Origin of the sequence: Paraburkholderia tagetis (assembly GCF_022213065.1) — a bacterium.
Classification (GTDB): Bacteria; Pseudomonadota; Gammaproteobacteria; order Burkholderiales; family Burkholderiaceae; genus Paraburkholderia; species Paraburkholderia tagetis.
Map to the genome: position 1 here is coordinate 1 of NZ_JAKLJA010000013.1, position 17,647 is coordinate 17,647.

The following is a 17,647-nucleotide window of genomic DNA, read 5'->3' on the forward strand; positions in this document are numbered from 1 at the left end:
CGTCGAAGTCGTCCTGCGCGCCTGCCCGCGCGTACCGCATCATAACCGCCCGCAATCGCCGGCCTACCCATCACGCCTCGCTCGTGAGCAGGTTTCCAGCCATTGCGCCTGAGTTCACGGCTAATCGTGCTCGGCGAGCGCCGCAGCGCTCGTGCAATCTCACGTGTGCTCCGGTTCTCGAGCTTCATCGCGAAGATCACCGCGCGCTCCTCGGCGCCCAATTGTTCGTATGTCTGTCCCATGCAACGCATCTTAAACGATGCTGTTGCACTTGTATCTTGAAACTGCCAGGCAAAAGAAAGCGGCTCACACCGCTAGTATGACGCCGTCCACCACTCGCCTTTAATCGAAGTGGTTCCGGAGCATCCGTCATCTCGCACCTTCAAACTCAGTGACAAAGGGCCCGCACATCCCGCTGCTCGCTACGCGCGCAGCGGTCGGGTCTGCATGGGAAACCACGGGTTCTGCCTGAGCACTCGAAGGCGCACGCACTGCATCGATTCGTATGCATTCCTCTGGTTTTGGATTATGCCCCACGGCGCGCGTAGCGCCGCCGGAGGAATGAGTCCTTAGTCACTCCGTTGTACGGCGCGTGGCGACAGACGCTCCGGAACCGCTCCGATCACAGGCAAGTGGTGGACGGCGTAACACTAGCGGTTTGAGCGGCTTTCTTTTGCCTACTTTTCTTTGCCGCTGCAAAGAAAAGTAGGTGCCGCCCCGCACAGGGGCAACACTAATAGACCACCGCGAACACAAGGAAACGCGAAAAACAAACAAAAAAAACCACGCTCCAAAATGCAGTAAAAAAATTACTCAGCATACTCACGATTACCTGCATATTCGGGCACGCGACGCGCGTTCACATCGTGCGCGCACGATGTACTGCCGGGCCCTTCACGGGCCACTCCACAAGCCCTTCACGGGCACCTCAAGCGCACGCAGGCGCCTCCATCACGCCACGCGCGCCGTACACATTGAGCAGGTCCTCGCAGAAGGTACTCACAATGGGCTTGTCCATCGCGCCGCGCTTGGCGGCCAGGTGCAGCGGCACATCGAAGCCAAACGCCGTGCGCCCGAGCACACGAATCAGGCCACGCTGCTCGAACGGCTGTGCGTGATGCTCGGGCAGGTAGCCGATATGGCTGCCCGAGAGAATCAGCACCGTGGCGGCGTCGATGCTGTCCGCGATAGCCGTCACCTGGCGCTCGCCAATGCTCGCAAGCTCCTCGGGCACCGGATAGCTGCGCCAGATCCAGTCGTGCGCGCGCAGGTCGTCGAGTGTGACGTCGGGCCCCGCGTGAAAGAGCGGATGCCCGCGCCCGCAGCAGATCACCTGGCGCTCGCTGAATAGCTCGGTATAAGTCAGTCCAGCCACGCGATGCCAGAAGTAGCCAATCGCGAGATCGAGTTGCTGATTCACGAGGCTTTCTTCGAGCTCTTGCGGCGGCGCGACCCGCATCGCGAAGCGCACGGCCTGATCGCGCTTGCGAAACGCGCCGATTGCCTCGGCAAGGCGGGCATTCTCCACGTGCGAGACCTGCCCGATCAAGCCGATCGAGAGCGTGCCCACGAGCTTGCGGTCGATGTCGCGCACCTGCGCGACGAACTGCGAAGTCGCCGCGATCAGCACACGCGCCGAGGCCACGAAGCGCTCGCCCTTCGAAGTCAGGCGAAAGCCGCCGCGCCCGCGTTCGCACAGCGTGAAGCCCACGCGCGCCTCGAGCGCGGAAAGCTGCGAGCTGATGGTCGATTGGCGCACGCCCAGCGTGGCTTCGGCGGCGGTGATGCCGCGCGCGTCCACCACGGCGAGAAAGACCCGCACGAGACGCAGGTCGAGGTCGGAGGTATTGGAAAACATCACATCGGAAAGCCCATGGCCTTGATGCCGTTGATCCACGCGCGCTTCCAGCCGCCTTCGGCATCGGCGCCATCGAACGCATGGAACGTGACCTTTGCCGCCAGCCAGCGCACCGGCTCGGGCGGGATATACGTCGGGCTCAGTTTGGCAATATCGAGCGCCTGCTCGGGGCTGTTGCGGCCGAACAGGATATTGAGGCCCATGAATGCGCCGAAGCGGCTGGCCGCCACGCCAAAGCCCGTATAGCCCGCCACGAACACTCCCTTGCCGCCGAGGTAGCGCTTCGCGAACACCGAGCCGCGCGAGCAGTAATCGATCGGGCCGCCCCATGCGTGCGAGAAGCGCACGTCGCAAAGCTGCGGAAAGGTCTTGTAGAAGGCCTCCGCGAGCCGGTAGTAGGTTTCGGGCTTGCCGTCCCGCGCCGGATTCGGATCGCCATCGAAGTGATAGCTCACGAGGCCGCCGAAGATAATGTTGTTGTTCTTCGTGAGGCGGAAATAATTGAGCTGCGTGCGCGTGTCGTAAATGCCCTGGCGGTTCTTCCAGCCGATGCGGGCGAGTTGCTCCTCGGTGAGCGGTTCGGTGGCGAGCACGTGATCGCGCACCTGGAGCACGCGCCGGTTGATATCGGCAATGCCCACCTTGGCCGTGCCGCTGCCGAACAAGACGCGCGGCGCGCGCACGCTGCCATCGCGCGTCTTGACGAACACCGTCTCGCCTTCGTCCTTCACACTCATGAGCGCGGTGTGCTCGTAGAGCCGCACGCCGAGCGTGAGCGCCGCGCGCTTGAGACCCCACGCGAGCTTGGCCGGATGCACGATGCCGCTGCGATTGCGCGACCAGAGCGCGCCCGCGAAGAGCGGCGAATCCAGTTGCTCGCGCGTGGCCTGCTCACCGAGCAGCACCACGTCGTGGCCATGCTGCTTGTGCAAATCGTAGTCGGCGCGCAAATGCTCGACATGGTCGGGATCCACGGCCACCGTCATTTCGCCGTTCCATTCGATGTCGGCGTCGATACCGTAGCGCTTGAGCGTTTCCTCGAAGCCGTCCAGATTGCGATGACCGAATTCCTCTAGCTGCGCGATATCGTTCGGAAACACGCGCACCGCGTTGGGCAGGCCGTGCATCACCGAGGTGGAAATGATGCCGCCCGCGCGCCCCGAGGCGCCATGCGCGACGCGGCCCGCTTCGATCACGACCACATCGAGCTCGGGCATCTGCTCCTTCGCTTGCACGGCGGCCCAGAGCCCCGTGAAGCCGCCGCCCACGATCAGGAGGTCCGCGGCGGTATCGCGCGTGAGCTTGGGCTCGGCGGGCGGCTGGGCCGGATTGTCGAGCCAGTACGGAGAGAGTTGGGTGCGCGAGAGCGCGTCTTCGACGCTCAACGCGATGGGTTTGCGTGCCGCCTGGCGCGCGGCGGCGGGCGCCGGCATGCCGGCTTCGTGGAGTTGCGCACTTTCGCTCATGATCGACTTCACTGCTTCAGGCGTGGGGAACGGCGCCGCCCCGCGCGGGGGCGGCGCGGCTTATTGCGGTTCGAGCAGGACGTAGAACTTCCTGGCATCCTCGAGGGTTTCCCAGCGGCCGGCGAAACCAGCCGGCAGCAAATAGCCCTCGCCCGCCTTGAATTCCTTGCGGTTGCCATTCGCGTCGGTTAGCGCGATCTTGCCTTCGACGAGCCACACGGCCTCGTCGGCGGCCGTGGCGGGGAAATCCACCGCGCCCACCTTGCCTTCCCACCAGCCGATCACGTATTTGCCGCTCTGCCCCTCAGTGGCGCGCCAGTCGCTTTCGTCCATGCCGAAATCGAGTTTGGTGAATTCTCCAAGGCCCGCGCCCAGTTGCACGATGTCCTGAATCAGCTTGCTCATGTGTGTCCTTCCTGTTTTGTTCAATTGAATCGGTAATGGCAAAGTTACCGATTCGCGCCGTCCCGGTATGCCCTCCCTCAGGGGGGACAAGATGCGTTTTGATGGCGCTTTTGATGATGGCGTTTTTGATCGCTTCAGGGGGCGCGCGGCGCTTCGGATATAATGATTCCGCCTATCAATTGGGGCACGCCATGCAGATTTCCGTCCCCCCGCAAGCAAACGATTCATCGAATTTCCCACTGTCGTTCAAGACCCTCGGCAACGTGATCGAAGCCGTCGGCACGCCCGATTTCGTGCGGCGCCTCACGCTGCTGCTCAATGAAATCATTCCGCTGAACGTCGTGCATCTCGAGCGCTCGCGCGCCGACCACACGATGCCCAACGGCTTTCGTTGCGAATGGATCGGCAGCAGCGGCGTGGGCATGGACAGCGGCACAATCTCGGAGGTCATGACGCTCTATTACGATCGCTTTTATGAAAGCGATCCGTTATTCGCGGGCATACGCGGCAAGATCGGCACCCTGCTCGTAGTGCGCGACATTGGCGCGATTCCGCCTGGGGAATTCCGCCAGCGGCTTTTCGATGAAGCGTCCATCGCTCATGAATGCGTGCTCGCGCGTGGCACGCGGCACGCCCAGCACTCTATTGCGATTGAGCGTGCACTTCATGAGCCGCCGTTTTCGCTTGCGGAGATGAATCTCTTTCGTAACGTGAGCGATTTTCTGTTTCCGCTGCTTGAGTTGCATGCTTCCACGAGCGCGGCCAGGCGAGTGGCACATCCCACTTCGTATCTGCATCCGCTCGCGCAATTCGATGCGCGTCTTGCTGCGGATTGTGTGCGGCTTTCCAGGCGCGAGTATGAGATCTGTGCGCATCTCATTACCGGGAAGACGGTGCCTGAGGCCGCTGGAATTGTTGGTGTGCGGGTCGCTACGGCCGAGACTTATGTGAAGCGGGCATTCTCTAAGCTCGGGGTGCGGACCAAGCGTGAGCTGGTTGCATGGGGGCATGCTGAGGTGCGGTTGCAGGAATTGATTTAGGTCGGCGCGAGCTTCTGTCGCGTTTCCTTGTTTGTCGCGTTTCCTTGTTTTCGTGTCGGTCTGCCAGCGTTGCCCCTGTGCGGGGCGGCACCTACTTTTCTTTGCAGCCGCAAAGAAAAGTAGGCAAAAGAAAGCGGCTCAAACCGCCAGTGTGACGCCGTCCACCACTCGCCCGTGATCGAAGTGGTTCCGGGGCATCCGTCACCCCGCACATTCAAACTGAGTGACAAAGGGCCCGCACATCCCGCTGCTCGCTACGCGCGCAGCGGTAGGGTATGCAAGGGAAACAAGGGTTCTGCCTGGGCACTCGAATACCCATGCACTGCATCGATTCGTATGCATTCCTCTGGTTTTGGATTATGCCCCACGGCGCGCGTAGCGCCGCCGGAGGAATGAGCCCTTAGTCACTCTGTTGTAGGGCGCGTGGTGGCAGACGCTCCGGAACCGCTCCGATTAAAGGCAAGTGGTGGACGGCGTCACACTAGCGGTTTGAGCGGCTTTCTTTTGCCTACTTTTCTTTGCCGCTGCAAAGAAAAGTAGGTGCCGCCCCGCACAGGGGCAACGCTAATAGACCGACACGAAAACAAGGAAACGCGAAAAAAACGCAAAAAACCTAAAACCCCACTCAAACATCGCCCCACACCAATGTAAACATCTCAACTTCATAATTCTCACTGGCAGCAAATCCCTTACCATCGTTCCGAACGATCCACCACAATCGGAGACAACGATCCATGCCACACGAATTCAACCAGCCGCTCGGCGGCAACGACATGCCGCGCTTCGGCGGCATCGCCACCATGATGCGCCTGCCGCACGCGGCCACCACCGAGGGCCTCGACGCCTGCTTCGTGGGCGTGCCGCTCGACATCGGCACCTCGAACCGCTCGGGCACGCGCTTCGGCCCCCGCCAGATCCGCTCAGAGTCGGTGCTGCTGCGCCCATACAACATGGCCACGCGCGCAGCGCCATTCGATTCGCTGCAAGTGGCCGATATCGGCGACGTCGCGACCAATCCCTATGATCTCAAGGACTCGATCCGCCTGATCGAAACGGCCTACGACGAAATCGTCGCCAATGGCTGCCGGCCGATCACGCTGGGCGGCGATCACACCATCGCATGGCCGATTCTGCGCGCGCTGCACAAGAAGTACGGCAAGGTGGCCGTGGTGCACGTGGACGCGCACGCCGATGTGAACGACACGATGTTCGGCGAGAAGATCGCGCACGGCACGCCGTTTCGCCGCGCGGTGGAAGACGGCTTGCTCCAGTGCGATAAGGTCACGCAGATCGGCCTGCGCGGCACGGGCTATCACGCCGACGATTTCGACTGGTGCCGCAAGCAGGGCTTCACCGTGGTGCAGGCCGAGGAATGCTGGAACAAGTCGCTCGCGCCGCTCATGGAAGCAGTGCGCGCGCGCGTGGGCGACAGCCCCGTGTACCTGAGCTTCGACATCGACGGGCTCGATCCCGCATTCGCGCCCGGCACCGGCACGCCCGAAATTGGCGGCCTCACCGTGCAGCAGGGCCTGGAAATCATTCGCGGCATGAAGGGCCTCAATGTGGTGGGCGCCGACCTCGTCGAAGTCTCGCCGCCTTACGACCAGGCCGGCACGACCGCGCTCGTGGGCGCGAATCTCGCGTTCGAAATGCTCTGCGTGATGCCGGGCGTGGCGTACCGCTGAACCGGGGACCCCACCGCCATGGCTACGATATCCACGATTGCAACACCCGCCGCTTGCGAAAGCGGCTTCGTCCTGCCCGCCGCGACCATCGCGGGTACGCCCGTCCGCGCACGCGGGGCCGAAGACACGCAGGACACAAGGGGCGACGCGCATCGCGCCACGCCCATCTTCAACGCTTCGACAGGCGCGACGATCGGCTGGCAAGAGCATGCCAATGCGGCGCTCGTCGACGAAGCCGTGCGCGCCGCGCATACCGCGCTCGCGTCATGGCGCACCACTGCGCCTGCCAAGCGCGGCAAGCTGCTCAAAAAGATCGCAGAACTGATCGATGCGGACCGCGCGCGCCTCGCTTCGATGCAGATGCTGGTGAGCGGCAAGCCGCCGCTCGAAGCGGACATCGACGTGAGCGACGCCGCCGCCACGTTCAACTATTACGCGGACCTGTGCCTCGATGCAAAGGCCTTCGCGCCCGAAGCACTCGCGTTGCCCGATGACACCGTTACAGGCGAGCGCTTCTACGAAGCGGTCGGCGTCGCGGCGCTGATCGTGCCGTGGAATTTCCCGATGGTCACCACGGCATGGAAGATCGCGCCCGCACTGGCCGCGGGCTGCACGGTGGTGCTCAAACCGTCGGAACTCACGTCGCCGGTCGAGCACATGCTCGCGGAGATCATCAACGAAGCGGGCGTGCCCGATAGCGTCGTGAACCTCGTGAACGGTGGCGGCGAAGTGGGCGCGCTGCTCACCGCGCATCCGCTCGTCGACAAGATCTCGTTCACGGGCAGCACCGCGTCGGGCAAGAAGGTGATGCAGGCCGCCGCGCAGGACATGAAGCGCGTCACGCTGGAACTGGGCGGCAAGTCCGCGCTCATCGTGCGCGCGGACGCCGATGTGGAGCGCGCCGTGTCGCTCGCCGTGGGTGGCGCGTTCACGAACGCCGGGCAAATGTGCTCGGCCACCGCGCGCATCCTCGTGCACGACGACGTGTATCGCAAGTTCATGGCCGCGTTCGAAACGGCAGTGCGCGCCATCGTGGTCGGACCGTCGCAAAATACCCACGTCAACCCGAACGCCACGATGGGCCCGCTCGTTTGCGCGGCGCAACGCACGCGCGTGCAGGCGCTCGTGGAGCAAGGCTTGCGGGCCGGCGCTTCGGTCGCGTTTTTGGGCAGCGTCGATCACGCTTGCGGCGACGGCTTTTTCATGGCGCCCATGGTGATTGCCGAGCCGCCCACGGACAACCTGCTATGGACCGACGAAATATTCGGGCCGGTGGCGTGCGTCAAATCGTTTCGCACCGACGAGGAAGCCATCGCGCTCGCCAACGACACACGCTATGGACTCGTCGCGACCGTCGTGACCGCCGACCGCGAAGCGGCGCGCCGCTACAAGACGCAGTTGCGCGCGGGGCTCGTCTGGATCAACACGCCACAACTGATCTTTCCACAAGCGTGCTGGGGCGGGCTGGGGCTGAGCGGAACCGGACGCGAGCTCGGTCTGGCCGGGCTGCGCAGCTATCAGGAATTGCGGCACGCGATTGCCGATGTCGGCTAAAGCAGGCGGCGCGGGCGGTCGTCAGACCCGCGCCTCGACCGCTGCCAGGCGCGCTGGAAGCTTTGCCATCCGGGCATCCATGGCTGCCCGGACGCTCACCGGGAAATCAAGCGTAGCTATAAACACCGTGGCCGGTCTTGCGGCCCAGTCGCCCGGCCGATACCAGCTCGCGAAGCAGCGGGCACGCCCGATACTTAGGATCACCGAAGTCCTTGAAGAAGACGTCGAGCACCGAAAGGCAGACATCCAGGCCGACGAGATCCGCCAGCGCAAGCGGCCCGATGGGGTGATTCGCGCCCAGGCACATGCCGGCGTCGATTTCCTCGGCCGTCGCGGCGCCTTCTGCCAGCAGGAAAAAGGCTTCGTTGATCATCGGCACGAGAATGCGGTTGACGACGAAGCCAGGCGAATTCTTGACGCTGATCGGCGACTTGCCGAGCCGGGTGGTCAACTCGCGAATCGCTTCCGCGGTGGCGGCACTGGTCTGCAAGCCACGGATGATCTCGACCAGCGGCATGAGCGGAACCGGGTTGAAGAAGTGCATGCCGACGAAACGCGCCGGATCGGCAAGCGCCGCGCCCAGCGTCGTGATCGAAATGGACGACGTATTGGAAGCAATAATGGCCGTGTTCGAGACAACCGATTCGATCTGCTTAAGAATACGAATTTTCAGATCGAGGTTCTCTGTGGCCGCCTCGATCACGAGGTCCGCGCCGGCGAGACGTTGATAATCCGTGGACGTTTCGATACGGCCGAGCGCGGCGTCTTGCGCCGCTGCGTCGAGCTTTCCCTTCGCCACGAGCCGGCCGAGGCTGCCGCTCAGCGCGGCGATGCCTTTCGTCAGGGCCGCGTCCGTCACGTCGATCATGATGACCTTGAGGCCCGCGACAGCGGCGACTTGCGCAATGCCGGCGCCCATCGTTCCAGCGCCGATGACGCCCAGTGTTTCGATTTTCATCACTAGTTTCTCCTGCGCGTGCTGTCGCGCGTTGCTGCGTTGCGGTGTGTTTTGGGGCCTGTCCGGAAGGGGCACGGCAAACGCGCAGATCGTAGCATCGGAGGGAAACGGCTGGCCTGTCCAAATCTGCCGGTCTAGTGACAAATCCGGCCATGATGTGTTGGGGCTCGAGAGCAGGGGTTAGCGCACGTTCGCTGGACTCGAAGGCACGGTATTGGGTGGATTGGGTGGGCTGCCAGGAATATGCGGGCACTCTGTCTGGAACCAATAGTCGACCAGGCGCTGTGCCGCTTGTAGATCGTCCGGGTAGTACGGGTCGTCATACCATGGTGACGGGTCGTAACCCGCTTTCCTCAGCGCAACGAGTTCGCTCTGGTGTTGCGCCATCGTAGGCGGCGCGTTGCTTTTCAGCGCCGCCAGGTCGCGGCATTCCGTTGGACTGAGATGTTGCCCGGCATACGGCACGCTATACGGCCCACCATACGGCCCACCATACGGCCCGCCGCCAGCGACACAACCGGCGAGCAGAAGCACCAGAACGGAAAGTAGTGACCGTGCTCCCGGTGGATGCAGCTTTGTCATGGTACGTGTCCTTTCCTTCGATCGCGCCTCGCGCTTTCTTCGAGTCAAAAAGCCATCTTACTGCCGGTCGATGGCGTTACGAAACGCATGCTGGATAGATAGCATGGCACGCGACCCTGTTCGTTCAGATAGGTGCGGGCCGCCACGCCCTGCACTATAGTTTGCCTTGAGGGCTCACCCCGCGCCCTTTTTTCAGGTCTCCTCGAATTTTTTGCCCGCCTCGCGCGGGCATTTTTATGAAGACATGGCTGCGGATTTCCGCGTGTACTGTCCGATTACTGCCCGCTTGCCTTCGGCGCCGGATAAACGGTCTTCCAGTCCTGCTTCATGCTGACGACGACCCAGCCGCGCGCCTGCGCTGCGTCCCACGCCTTGTCTAGCGTCGTCGCCCCCGCATTGCGGTCGTACGCAAATTCGCGCGCCGCGTCGTCGTGATGGAGCAGCAGCCCGAGCGATGGGCCGGAGCCTCCGGTCGTGTATTCGAGCATCTCGCGATCGCCATCGGAGTTGCCGAACGCGAGAATCGGGCGACGGCCGATCGCGCGGTAAATGCCCACAGGCTTGGCGGCCTTGTCGTTGACGAAATCCATGCCCGGCTGGCGAATCAACACCGGCTTGCCATCACGCATTTCGTACTCCAGCCTTTCCTCGGTGCCCACCATGTGCTCGGGCGCAATGCCATAGGCTTTGCTCGCCCAGACGCGCATGAATTCCACGGTCCCGCCCGACACGATCCAGACCGTGAAGCCGTTCGCCTTCAGCAAATCGAGCAATTCGAGCTGCGGCTGATAAACGAGATCCGTATAAGGCCGGCCGAGCGTGGGATGCCGGGTAGTCGCAAGCCACGTGCGGATCGACTCGTCGTATGCGTCGGTGGTCATGCCGCTGTTTGCGACGGCAAGCAGTTGCAGCAGCGCTTTTTGATTCTCCACGAGTGCGGTCTTGTCATGCGCCAACAACGCCTTGAAGGCCGGATTGCGCTGCCATTCCGGATGATGAGGCGCCTGCGCCTTGAGCTGGTCGATCATGAACAGCAGCTGGAACGGCATGGGCTGCTCGCTCCAGAGCGTGCCGTCGTTGTCGAACACGGCGATGCGCGCTTCGGGCGGCACATAGTTGGGTGTGCCCTGTTGCGTCACTTCGGACACGAACTTGAGAACGGCGGCGCGCGCCGCACGATCCTGCCACGAAGGCAACGCTGCTGCTGTCGGCGCGCTGGCCGCGACCGGCTGCGTGGACAATGGCGGCTCATGGCTGGCGCAAGCGCCAAGCGCCAGAGATGTGCTGAGCGCGACTCCTGCGAGGCGCAGCAACGTACCGCGCGAACGTGCATCGAACTGATTGTCTTGCATCGTGAATCCGTTTATTCAGGTTAGCCAATGAAATGCGGATAGGGTTTATAGCACGCATTTATTCAGAGAACTTTGACCTTGCCCCTGTTTCACGAATCCCTTATGAATCCCTTATGAATCCCTTAACCGACTGGAAATCGACTGCGCTGGCACGTCCAGCGTCGGGGCTACCGCAGATCGCCCCAGACGAGCCCGTTACCGTAAAATCTTCCCGCCCGGCCACGACTAATAGATAAAGCTCGAGGAATTGAAATGGCGCAACTCGTTCACTACCCCGCATACCTGTTCGTCGCGCTGATTGCGCTGCTCAGCGCGGCCGCCGCCTGTGGGGCGCTCTTCATGCAACGCGCCTTTCCCATTTCCGACGACGCGCGGGACAATTACAACGTCGTGCAAGGCGCCACGCTCACGCTGCTCGCACTGCTGATTGGCTTTACGCTCTCGATGGCGGTGAGCCGCTATGACCAGCGCAAGAACTACGAGGAAGAAGAAGCCAACGCCATCGGCACAGAATACGTGCGCGCCGATCTGATTGACGAAGCCGATGCGCCCAAAATCAAAGCGCTGCTGGCGCAATATGTCGAACTACGCATTGAGTTCTATAAAACACGCAATGCGCACGCGCTCGACACCCTCAACAACAAGACCACTGCATTGCAGGCGCAATTGTGGGCGAGCGTGCGCGGCGCCGCGCTGGCGCGGCCGACGCCCATCACGGCGCTGGCCGTGTCCGGCATGAACGATGTGCTGAACACGCAGGGCTATACGCAAGCGGCGTGGCTCAATCGCATTCCGGTGTCCGCGTGGGGCTTGATGATCGCGATTGCGTTTTTCAGCAACCTCATGCAGGGCTACGGCGCGCGCGGCACGACCGGCCGGCGCGTGCTGCTGTTCGTGCTGCCGGTGACCGTGGCGCTTTCGCTTTCGTTGATCGCCGATATCGACAGCCCGCGCGGCGGCCTGATTCGTGTCGTGCCAATCAATATGATCAGCTTGCAGCAATCGCTGGGGGCGATGCCTTGAAGACAATACGATCCCCAAGCCCGGCTTTGACCCCCGCCTTTGGCGGGCATTTTTTTGGGCGGGCACTCTTTTTGCCTCTCCGCTTTCCGCGGGTCCGCTATACGGCTGGCGAGTCGCGAGCCATGCGGGCGTAGCCGCCTTGAGCGGCGGGGAGACGCGATGTGTGGAATCGGCAACAACGTGCGTGGTGCAATTTCTGCAACCCTGCTTGTGCTATTGGTGGCTTGCGGGGGTGGCGGCGGCAATGACAATGGCGAAGGCAGCGGCGCCAATAATCCGCCGGGCGGCGTGCATCTGCAAATCGTCTCGTTCGGCGACAGCCTCTCCGATGTAGGGACTTATGCGCCGATCGCCAGCGCGGTGGGCGGCGGGCGCTTCACGACCAATCCCGGGCAAGTCTGGACGCAGAACGTCGCCCAGTATTACGGCGACACCCTGAGCGCCGCATTCACGATCGGCTTCGATCACCGGCTCAGTCCGAATGGCGGCCTGGGCTATGCGGAAGGCGGCTCCACCGTGGCCACGCCGGCCAACCAGTACGACTTTCTCTCCGACGTGATCGGCAACATCGAAATGCCCGTGAGTCAGCAGGTTTCGAGCTACGCGTCCGATCATGGAAGTTTCAACGCCAATCAACTGGTGCTCGTCTGGGCCGGCGCGAACGACGTGCTGCGGGCCGGCACGCCGCCAACCGCCAATTCGACCGTGGACCAGGCGGCCACGGCGCTCGCGCAAATCGTCGGGCAGATCGTTCAGAAAGGCGCCACGCACGTCGTGGTGGTCAATGTGCCGAATGTGGGTCTCTCGCCGAAGGGCATCGCCTCGGCCGACGGCGGCGCGAACCTCACGCAGTTGTCGCAACGCTTCAACGCGACATTGAACGCCGCGTTGCAGAGCAATGGCCTGCAAGGCAAGATCATCGAGATCGATGCGTACACGTGGGCCACGCAGGCAGTCGCGAATTACCAGGCGAACGGCTTCAAGGTGTCCAACACGGCCCAGGCCTGCGATCCCTCGAGGACCCCGCACGACACGGCGCTGCTGTGCTCGCCGCCAACCTATGTCGCACCCGATGCGGACCAGACGTATATGTTCGCCGACGATCTCCATCCGACCACGCGTATGCACGCGCTGTTCGCGCAATTCGTCGAGCAGCAGATCGCCAAGTCGGGGCTCGGCCACTGAAGCGCCGGGGCGGCAAGAAGCCAAACGGGCGGCCAGGGCCTGATTGGCCTGAACCAGCGTGAACAGGCCCTAATCTAAACGCTGTCCGTCGCGACGGGCAGGCCCTCGGCCTTCCAGCGCAGCATGCCGCCGGCGAGGTTGGCCACCTTGCCGAAGCCGGCCTTGGTCAGCAGCACGCTCGCCTGAGCCGAGCGCACGCCCGAGCGGCACACCGCCACCACGGGCCGCTCGCGATCGAGCTCGTCGAGCCGGCCCGTCAACTGCGAAAGCGGCACCAGCCGCGCATCGGGCAGATGGCCAAGCCGGTCGATGAATTCCGGCGCCTCGCGCACGTCCACGATCTGGAAGTTGGCCGCATGCTCCAGCAGCGTCATGGGCTCGATTTCCCATACGCCGCTAAAACGCAGGATCAGCGGCGCCCAGTCGGGCGTTTCCGTGACCGGGGCCTCGCCCTCCGGCTTGCCGCAACGCAGGTTCGCGGGCACCGCGACGGCCATCTGCCTGGGATGCGGCAAGTTCAGGTTGTCCATATAGCCCACGAAGTCGCCGAGATCCACGTCGCCGCCCAGGCGCGGATTGAAGCGCCGCTCCTCGGCCACGCTCGTGACCGTAATGCCGCGATAATCGTGTGCCGGATAGAGCAGGCAGTCGTCGGGCAGCGTGAGGATCTGCTCGCGCACCGAGGCAAACAATTGCTGCGGACTGCCGCCCTGGAAATCGGTGCGGCCACAGCCGCGAATCAGCAGGCTGTCGCCGGTGAACGCCATGCTCTCGTCGTCGAGCACATAGGTCAGGCAGCCGCTCGTGTGCCCCGGCGTCGCGCGCACGCCCAGATGGCGCTTGCCGAAGGCAACGCGCTCGCCATGCCGCAGCGGTCGGTTCACGCCCTCGGCGCCCACCGTGGCCGCGAGCGCGATCTGGCTGGCGCAGCGCTGGCGCAAGCGCCATGCGCCGGTCACATGGTCGGCATGCACGTGGGTGTCGAGCGTCGCCTGCAAGCGCAGGCCCAGTTCCTGCAACAGCGCGAGATCGCGCGGGACGTGCTCGTAGACGGGGTCGATCAGCAACGCTTCACCGCTTTCGGCGTCGCCGAGCAAATACGTGTAAGTGGACGAGACGGAATCGAATAGCTGGCGAAAGATCATCGCGGACCTCGCAGGGGAAGGAATGCGTGGTGGTGCGGCGCGCACGCGCGAATTCTCCTCCGATTTTCGCAGATGAAGACGTCCACCGGTAAAACACGCGCGCTCAAATCGGCACGCGGGTGTTCGAGAGCGCACGCATTGTCCCTGCATGCGGCCGTGCCTGGAAGCGTCCCGATATTGAAGCGATGAAATAAAGCCGAGCGCAGCCTGTCGCAGCAGTCTCCCGTTCACTCACCTTGACTTCGGATCGTCTGCTCGAACGCAGCCACTTCTATTTTTCGCTGCGAACGTGATCCAACAGGGCCTGAAGCGGATGACGCAAGCGCTTCGCGGACAGACGTTTTACCTGCGACCGGCAAGAATAGCCCGTCGCAAGCGCTTCGCCCCGCTCCGCCGGCTCTTCGATATGCGCCGCCCACGATTGCGAGTAAATGGTTCGCGAGGTATCGACATTGCGAGCCTCGTGGCCATACGTCCCGGACATGCCGCAACAGCCGGTGGCCTGGTTCTCCAGGCGCAAGCCGCGACGAGCGAATAGCTCCGTCCATTGCTTGCCGCTGTCTGGCGCGTTGGTCTTCTCCGTACAGTGGGGCAACAACCGGAAGCTGTCCGCGGTCTTCCTGGCCGTGCTTTCAGGAAGCACATCCAGCAACCATTCCTGCGGCAGCGCAACCTTCGGCACATCGGTCAAACCAGGCACCTTCTGGTACTCCTGCCGATAGGCAAGCGTCATGGCAGGATCGAGTCCGACGAGCGGAACGCCAGATTGCGCCAATGCACTCAGTTGCGTGGCGTTGCGGATCGCCGCTTTGGAAAACGCATCGAGGAACCCCTGAACATGCAGTGGTTTTCCATTCGGAACCAGCGGCGCCAGCCAGACCATGAACCCCAGACGCGCAGCCAGTTCGATCAGCGTCGCCAACTGCACGGTATCGAAGTAACGCGTAAAGGTATCCTGAACGATGATCACACTGCGTTCGCGCTCTACGGGACTCAGTCCTGCCAGCGCGCGGGGATCAGCTGCCCGCACCTGCCACTGCCGAAGCACGCCCGCCAGGTCGAAGCGGCTGAGCAGCGGACTGTCGACCATGCCGATATGCTTCTCCAGAACCGAGCGAACCCATCCTGCCCCCATCAGGCCGTTGTACACGCGAGGCAGCCGCGCCATCCACGGCATCGTGAATTCAAGCGAACCCATCAGATAATCTCGTAGCGGCCGCAGATAACGGCGGTGATACAACTCGAGAAAACGCGAGCGGAATTCGGGCACATTGACTTTGACCGGACACTGTCCCGCGCATGACTTGCACGCGAGGCAACCCGCCATGGCGTCGTAGACTTCATGGGAGAAGTCCGGTTCACCGTTACGCGCGGCACGGCTGTTACGCCAGCGTCGGGCCAGCGTACCCAGGAAAGATTGTCGTGTACGGGCGAGCGCAACGACATCGACACCCGCCTGCCCCTGAAGACGCAGCCATTCGCGCATCAGCGAAGCGCGCCCCTTCGGCGACTGCACACGTTCGCGCGTCGCCTTCCAGGACGGGCACATCGCATCGTCGGGGTCGAAGTTGTAGCACGCGCCATTGCCATTGCAATGCATCGCGGTTCCGTAGCTTTGCCAGACGCGCTCATCGATCTGCCTGTCGTGCTCCCCGCGCGTGGGCACCTCGTCGATCTTCAGCAGACGCAGCGTAGTTCCGGCGGGCGTCGCGATCTTGCCCGGGTTGAACTGATTGTGCGGATCGAAGGCCGCCTTCAATTGCTGCAGCGACGGATACAGCTCACCGAAGAACGCCGGGGCATATTCGGAACGCACGCCCTTGCCGTGTTCGCCCCACAACAAGCCGCCATGACGCTGCGTGAGTGCCGCCACGGCATCGGAAATCGGCCGCACCAGAGCGGCTTGCACGGGGTCTTTCATATCCAGCGCAGGACGCACATGGAGAACGCCCGCATCGACATGGCCAAACATGCCGTATTGCACGTTGTATCCGTCGAGCAGCGCACGAAACGCTTCGATATAGTCCGCAAGATTTTCGGGAGGGACTGCCGTGTCCTCGACAAACGGCTGGGGGCGCGCCTCGCCTTGCACATTGCCCAGCAAGCCCACCGCGCGCTTGCGCATCGAATAGACACGCTTGACCGCGTCCTCGCCACGCGCCAGCGTATGTCCCTGACGTTCAACGCTGTGGTCCGTCCGCAGATGCGTCGTGAACGCCCTTACGCGTGCGTCGACTTCGTCCGCATCGTCGCCGCTGAACTCGATCAGATTGATGCCAAGTGTCGGCCGATGCAAGTCCTGCGGAAAATACTCGGCCACGCTATTCCAGACAAAATCTTTCATGGCGAGGAGCAGCACCTTCGAATCGACCGTTTCGATCGACAGTGGCCGATGCGCGATCAGCGCGCGCGCATCGCGCAGCGCATCCATGAAGCTCCCATAGCGCACATTGACGAGCACGGCATGCTTTGGAATGGGCAGCACGTTGAGCTTCGCCTCGACGACGAAACCCAGCGATCCTTCAGCGCCACATAGCACGCTGTTGAGATTGAAGCGGCCATCCGTCTCGCGCAGGTGCGCGAGGTCGTACCCCGTCAGGCAGCGATTGAGTTTCGGAAACTTCGCCTCGATCAGATCCGCCTTGTCGTCGCTGATGCGGCGCGCCGTGCGATAGACCTGGCCGACGCGGTCCTTGCGAGCGCACAGCGCATCCAGTTCGTCGGCCGCCAGCGCCGCGCTATGCAGCGACTCGCCGCCGGGCAGCACGAAATCCAGTTCGAGCACGTGGTCGCGGGTTTTGCCATATGTGCAGCTCCCCTGCCCGCTCGCATCGGTGTTGATCATGCCGCCGATCGTGGCGCGATTCGAGGTCGAAAGCTCCGGCGCAAAAAAGAGGCCGTGCGCCTCCAACGCGACATTGAGCTGATCCTTGACTACCCCAGCCTGAACCCGCACCCATCGCTCGGCGACATTGATCTCCAGAATCCGGTTCATATGCCGCGAGAGATCGACGACGATACCGTCCGTCAAAGACTGGCCGTTGGTGCCGGTGCCGCCGCCTCGGGCAGCCACCGCCACCTCCCGGTACGCGGGTTCCGCCAGGATGCTGGCCAGAAGCTGAACATCGCCGGCATGAGCCGGACAGACCACCGCCTGCGCAAGCCGCTGGTAGATCGAATTGTCCGTGGACTGCACGGTCCGGCTGGCATAATCCGCGCGGATTTCGCCTTCAAAGCCAGCGCCCTCGAGCGCGGCCAGAAATTGGCGGTACGGATTTGCCGGCGGTTCGGCCGGGCTGGGCAATGGAGCAATCGACATGGGATAAAGCGTGTAAATGGGGAACGGTTAGCCCGGTTGAAACATGAATTATTTGCATGTTTCACGAACTCGATA

14 protein-coding genes are annotated in these 17,647 nt (G+C 62.9%); 5 read left to right on the forward strand and 9 right to left on the reverse strand.

From position 1 onward, the window contains the following. The 4 genes from L5014_RS17020 to L5014_RS17035 form a co-directional block, all read right to left on the reverse strand. Positions 1–242 (reverse strand): helix-turn-helix domain-containing protein (locus tag L5014_RS17020; RefSeq protein WP_274389399.1); only part of this gene is annotated, 242 nt, incomplete at its 3' end. A gap of 686 nt (positions 243–928) precedes the next feature. Next, positions 929–1,858, reverse strand: coding sequence for a LysR family transcriptional regulator (locus L5014_RS17025; RefSeq protein WP_238465068.1), 930 nt, complete (start codon positions 1,856–1,858; stop codon positions 929–931). After that, the gene (locus tag L5014_RS17030) at positions 1,858–3,291 is read right to left on the reverse strand and encodes an NAD(P)/FAD-dependent oxidoreductase (protein ID WP_238465069.1); all 1,434 of its coding nucleotides are present in this window, start codon (positions 3,289–3,291) and stop codon (positions 1,858–1,860) included. Before L5014_RS17030 ends, L5014_RS17025 begins: the two co-directional genes overlap by 1 nt. 93 nt (positions 3,292–3,384) lie before the next feature. After that, a complete protein-coding gene (locus tag L5014_RS17035; protein ID WP_238464908.1) occupies positions 3,385–3,729 on the reverse strand; it encodes a cupin domain-containing protein in 345 nt (114 codons plus the stop codon). Positions 3,730–3,920: 191 nt separating this feature from the next. Between L5014_RS17035 and L5014_RS17040 the strand changes: the two genes are divergently transcribed. From L5014_RS17040 to L5014_RS17050, 3 genes are all read left to right on the forward strand, one after another. Beyond that, entirely contained in the window at positions 3,921–4,769 is an 849-nt protein-coding gene (locus tag L5014_RS17040) for a helix-turn-helix transcriptional regulator (RefSeq protein ID WP_238465070.1), read from the forward strand. A gap of 734 nt (positions 4,770–5,503) precedes the next feature. Further along, positions 5,504–6,454 (forward strand): agmatinase, encoded by a 951-nt coding sequence (gene speB, locus L5014_RS17045; protein ID WP_238464909.1) that lies wholly within the window; start codon positions 5,504–5,506, stop codon positions 6,452–6,454. An 18-nt stretch (positions 6,455–6,472) separates the two neighbouring features. Next, the gene (locus tag L5014_RS17050; protein WP_238464910.1) at positions 6,473–8,008 is read left to right on the forward strand and encodes an aldehyde dehydrogenase family protein; all 1,536 of its coding nucleotides are present in this window, start codon (positions 6,473–6,475) and stop codon (positions 8,006–8,008) included. Between the two features lie 106 nt (positions 8,009–8,114). Here the strand turns inward: L5014_RS17050 and L5014_RS17055 are convergent, their stop codons facing one another. The 3 genes from L5014_RS17055 to L5014_RS17065 all read right to left on the reverse strand — a co-directional run bounded on the left by L5014_RS17055 (position 8,115) and on the right by L5014_RS17065 (position 10,900). Continuing rightward, positions 8,115–8,966: a 3-hydroxybutyryl-CoA dehydrogenase gene (locus L5014_RS17055; RefSeq protein WP_238464911.1), complete on the reverse strand. Its 852-nt coding sequence runs from the start codon at positions 8,964–8,966 to the stop codon at positions 8,115–8,117. A 180-nt stretch (positions 8,967–9,146) separates the two neighbouring features. Further along, a complete protein-coding gene (locus L5014_RS17060) occupies positions 9,147–9,548 on the reverse strand; it encodes a DUF4148 domain-containing protein (protein WP_238464912.1) in 402 nt (133 codons plus the stop codon). Positions 9,549–9,823: 275 nt separating this feature from the next. Then, positions 9,824–10,900, reverse strand: coding sequence for an HAD family hydrolase (locus tag L5014_RS17065; RefSeq protein ID WP_238464913.1), 1,077 nt, complete (start codon positions 10,898–10,900; stop codon positions 9,824–9,826). A gap of 252 nt (positions 10,901–11,152) precedes the next feature. Here L5014_RS17065 and L5014_RS17070 point away from each other — a divergent pair, with 252 nt between their 5' ends. Both L5014_RS17070 and L5014_RS17075 read left to right on the forward strand, forming a co-directional pair. Continuing rightward, positions 11,153–11,923, forward strand: a complete 771-nt coding sequence (locus L5014_RS17070) for a bestrophin-like domain (RefSeq protein ID WP_238464914.1) — start codon at positions 11,153–11,155, stop codon at positions 11,921–11,923. A 159-nt stretch (positions 11,924–12,082) separates the two neighbouring features. Beyond that, positions 12,083–13,108 carry an SGNH/GDSL hydrolase family protein gene (locus L5014_RS17075; RefSeq protein ID WP_238464915.1) on the forward strand — a complete coding sequence of 342 codons (1,026 nt, stop codon included), beginning with the start codon at positions 12,083–12,085 and terminating at the stop codon, positions 13,106–13,108. A 74-nt stretch (positions 13,109–13,182) separates the two neighbouring features. On the opposite strand, the gene L5014_RS17080 is transcribed toward L5014_RS17075, so the two are convergent. Both L5014_RS17080 and ydiJ read right to left on the reverse strand, forming a co-directional pair. Continuing rightward, positions 13,183–14,253, reverse strand: a complete 1,071-nt coding sequence (locus L5014_RS17080; RefSeq protein ID WP_238464916.1) for an MBL fold metallo-hydrolase — start codon at positions 14,251–14,253, stop codon at positions 13,183–13,185. Between the two features lie 271 nt (positions 14,254–14,524). Then, complete coding sequence (gene ydiJ / locus L5014_RS17085) at positions 14,525–17,572, reverse strand: D-2-hydroxyglutarate dehydrogenase YdiJ (RefSeq protein ID WP_238464917.1); 3,048 nt, start codon at positions 17,570–17,572, stop codon at positions 14,525–14,527. Between the last annotated feature and the right edge of the window lie 75 nt (positions 17,573–17,647).

Coding starts and splice junctions, on each gene's coding strand:
- L5014_RS17030 (WP_238465069.1), bottom strand. CDS start 3,291: ATGCCGGCGCCCGCCGCCGCGCGCCAGGCGGCACGCAAACCCATCGCG.
- L5014_RS17025 (WP_238465068.1), bottom strand. CDS start 1,858: ATGTTTTCCAATACCTCCGACCTCGACCTGCGTCTCGTGCGGGTCTTT.
- L5014_RS17075 (WP_238464915.1), top strand. CDS start 12,083: ATGTGTGGAATCGGCAACAACGTGCGTGGTGCAATTTCTGCAACCCTG.
- L5014_RS17055 (WP_238464911.1), bottom strand. CDS start 8,966: ATGAAAATCGAAACACTGGGCGTCATCGGCGCTGGAACGATGGGCGCC.
- speB (WP_238464909.1), top strand. CDS start 5,504: ATGCCACACGAATTCAACCAGCCGCTCGGCGGCAACGACATGCCGCGC.
- L5014_RS17040 (WP_238465070.1), top strand. CDS start 3,921: ATGCAGATTTCCGTCCCCCCGCAAGCAAACGATTCATCGAATTTCCCA.
- L5014_RS17070 (WP_238464914.1), top strand. CDS start 11,153: ATGGCGCAACTCGTTCACTACCCCGCATACCTGTTCGTCGCGCTGATT.
- L5014_RS17035 (WP_238464908.1), bottom strand. CDS start 3,729: ATGAGCAAGCTGATTCAGGACATCGTGCAACTGGGCGCGGGCCTTGGA.
- L5014_RS17080 (WP_238464916.1), bottom strand. CDS start 14,253: ATGATCTTTCGCCAGCTATTCGATTCCGTCTCGTCCACTTACACGTAT.
- L5014_RS17050 (WP_238464910.1), top strand. CDS start 6,473: ATGGCTACGATATCCACGATTGCAACACCCGCCGCTTGCGAAAGCGGC.
- L5014_RS17065 (WP_238464913.1), bottom strand. CDS start 10,900: ATGCAAGACAATCAGTTCGATGCACGTTCGCGCGGTACGTTGCTGCGC.
- L5014_RS17060 (WP_238464912.1), bottom strand. CDS start 9,548: ATGACAAAGCTGCATCCACCGGGAGCACGGTCACTACTTTCCGTTCTG.
- ydiJ (WP_238464917.1), bottom strand. CDS start 17,572: ATGTCGATTGCTCCATTGCCCAGCCCGGCCGAACCGCCGGCAAATCCG.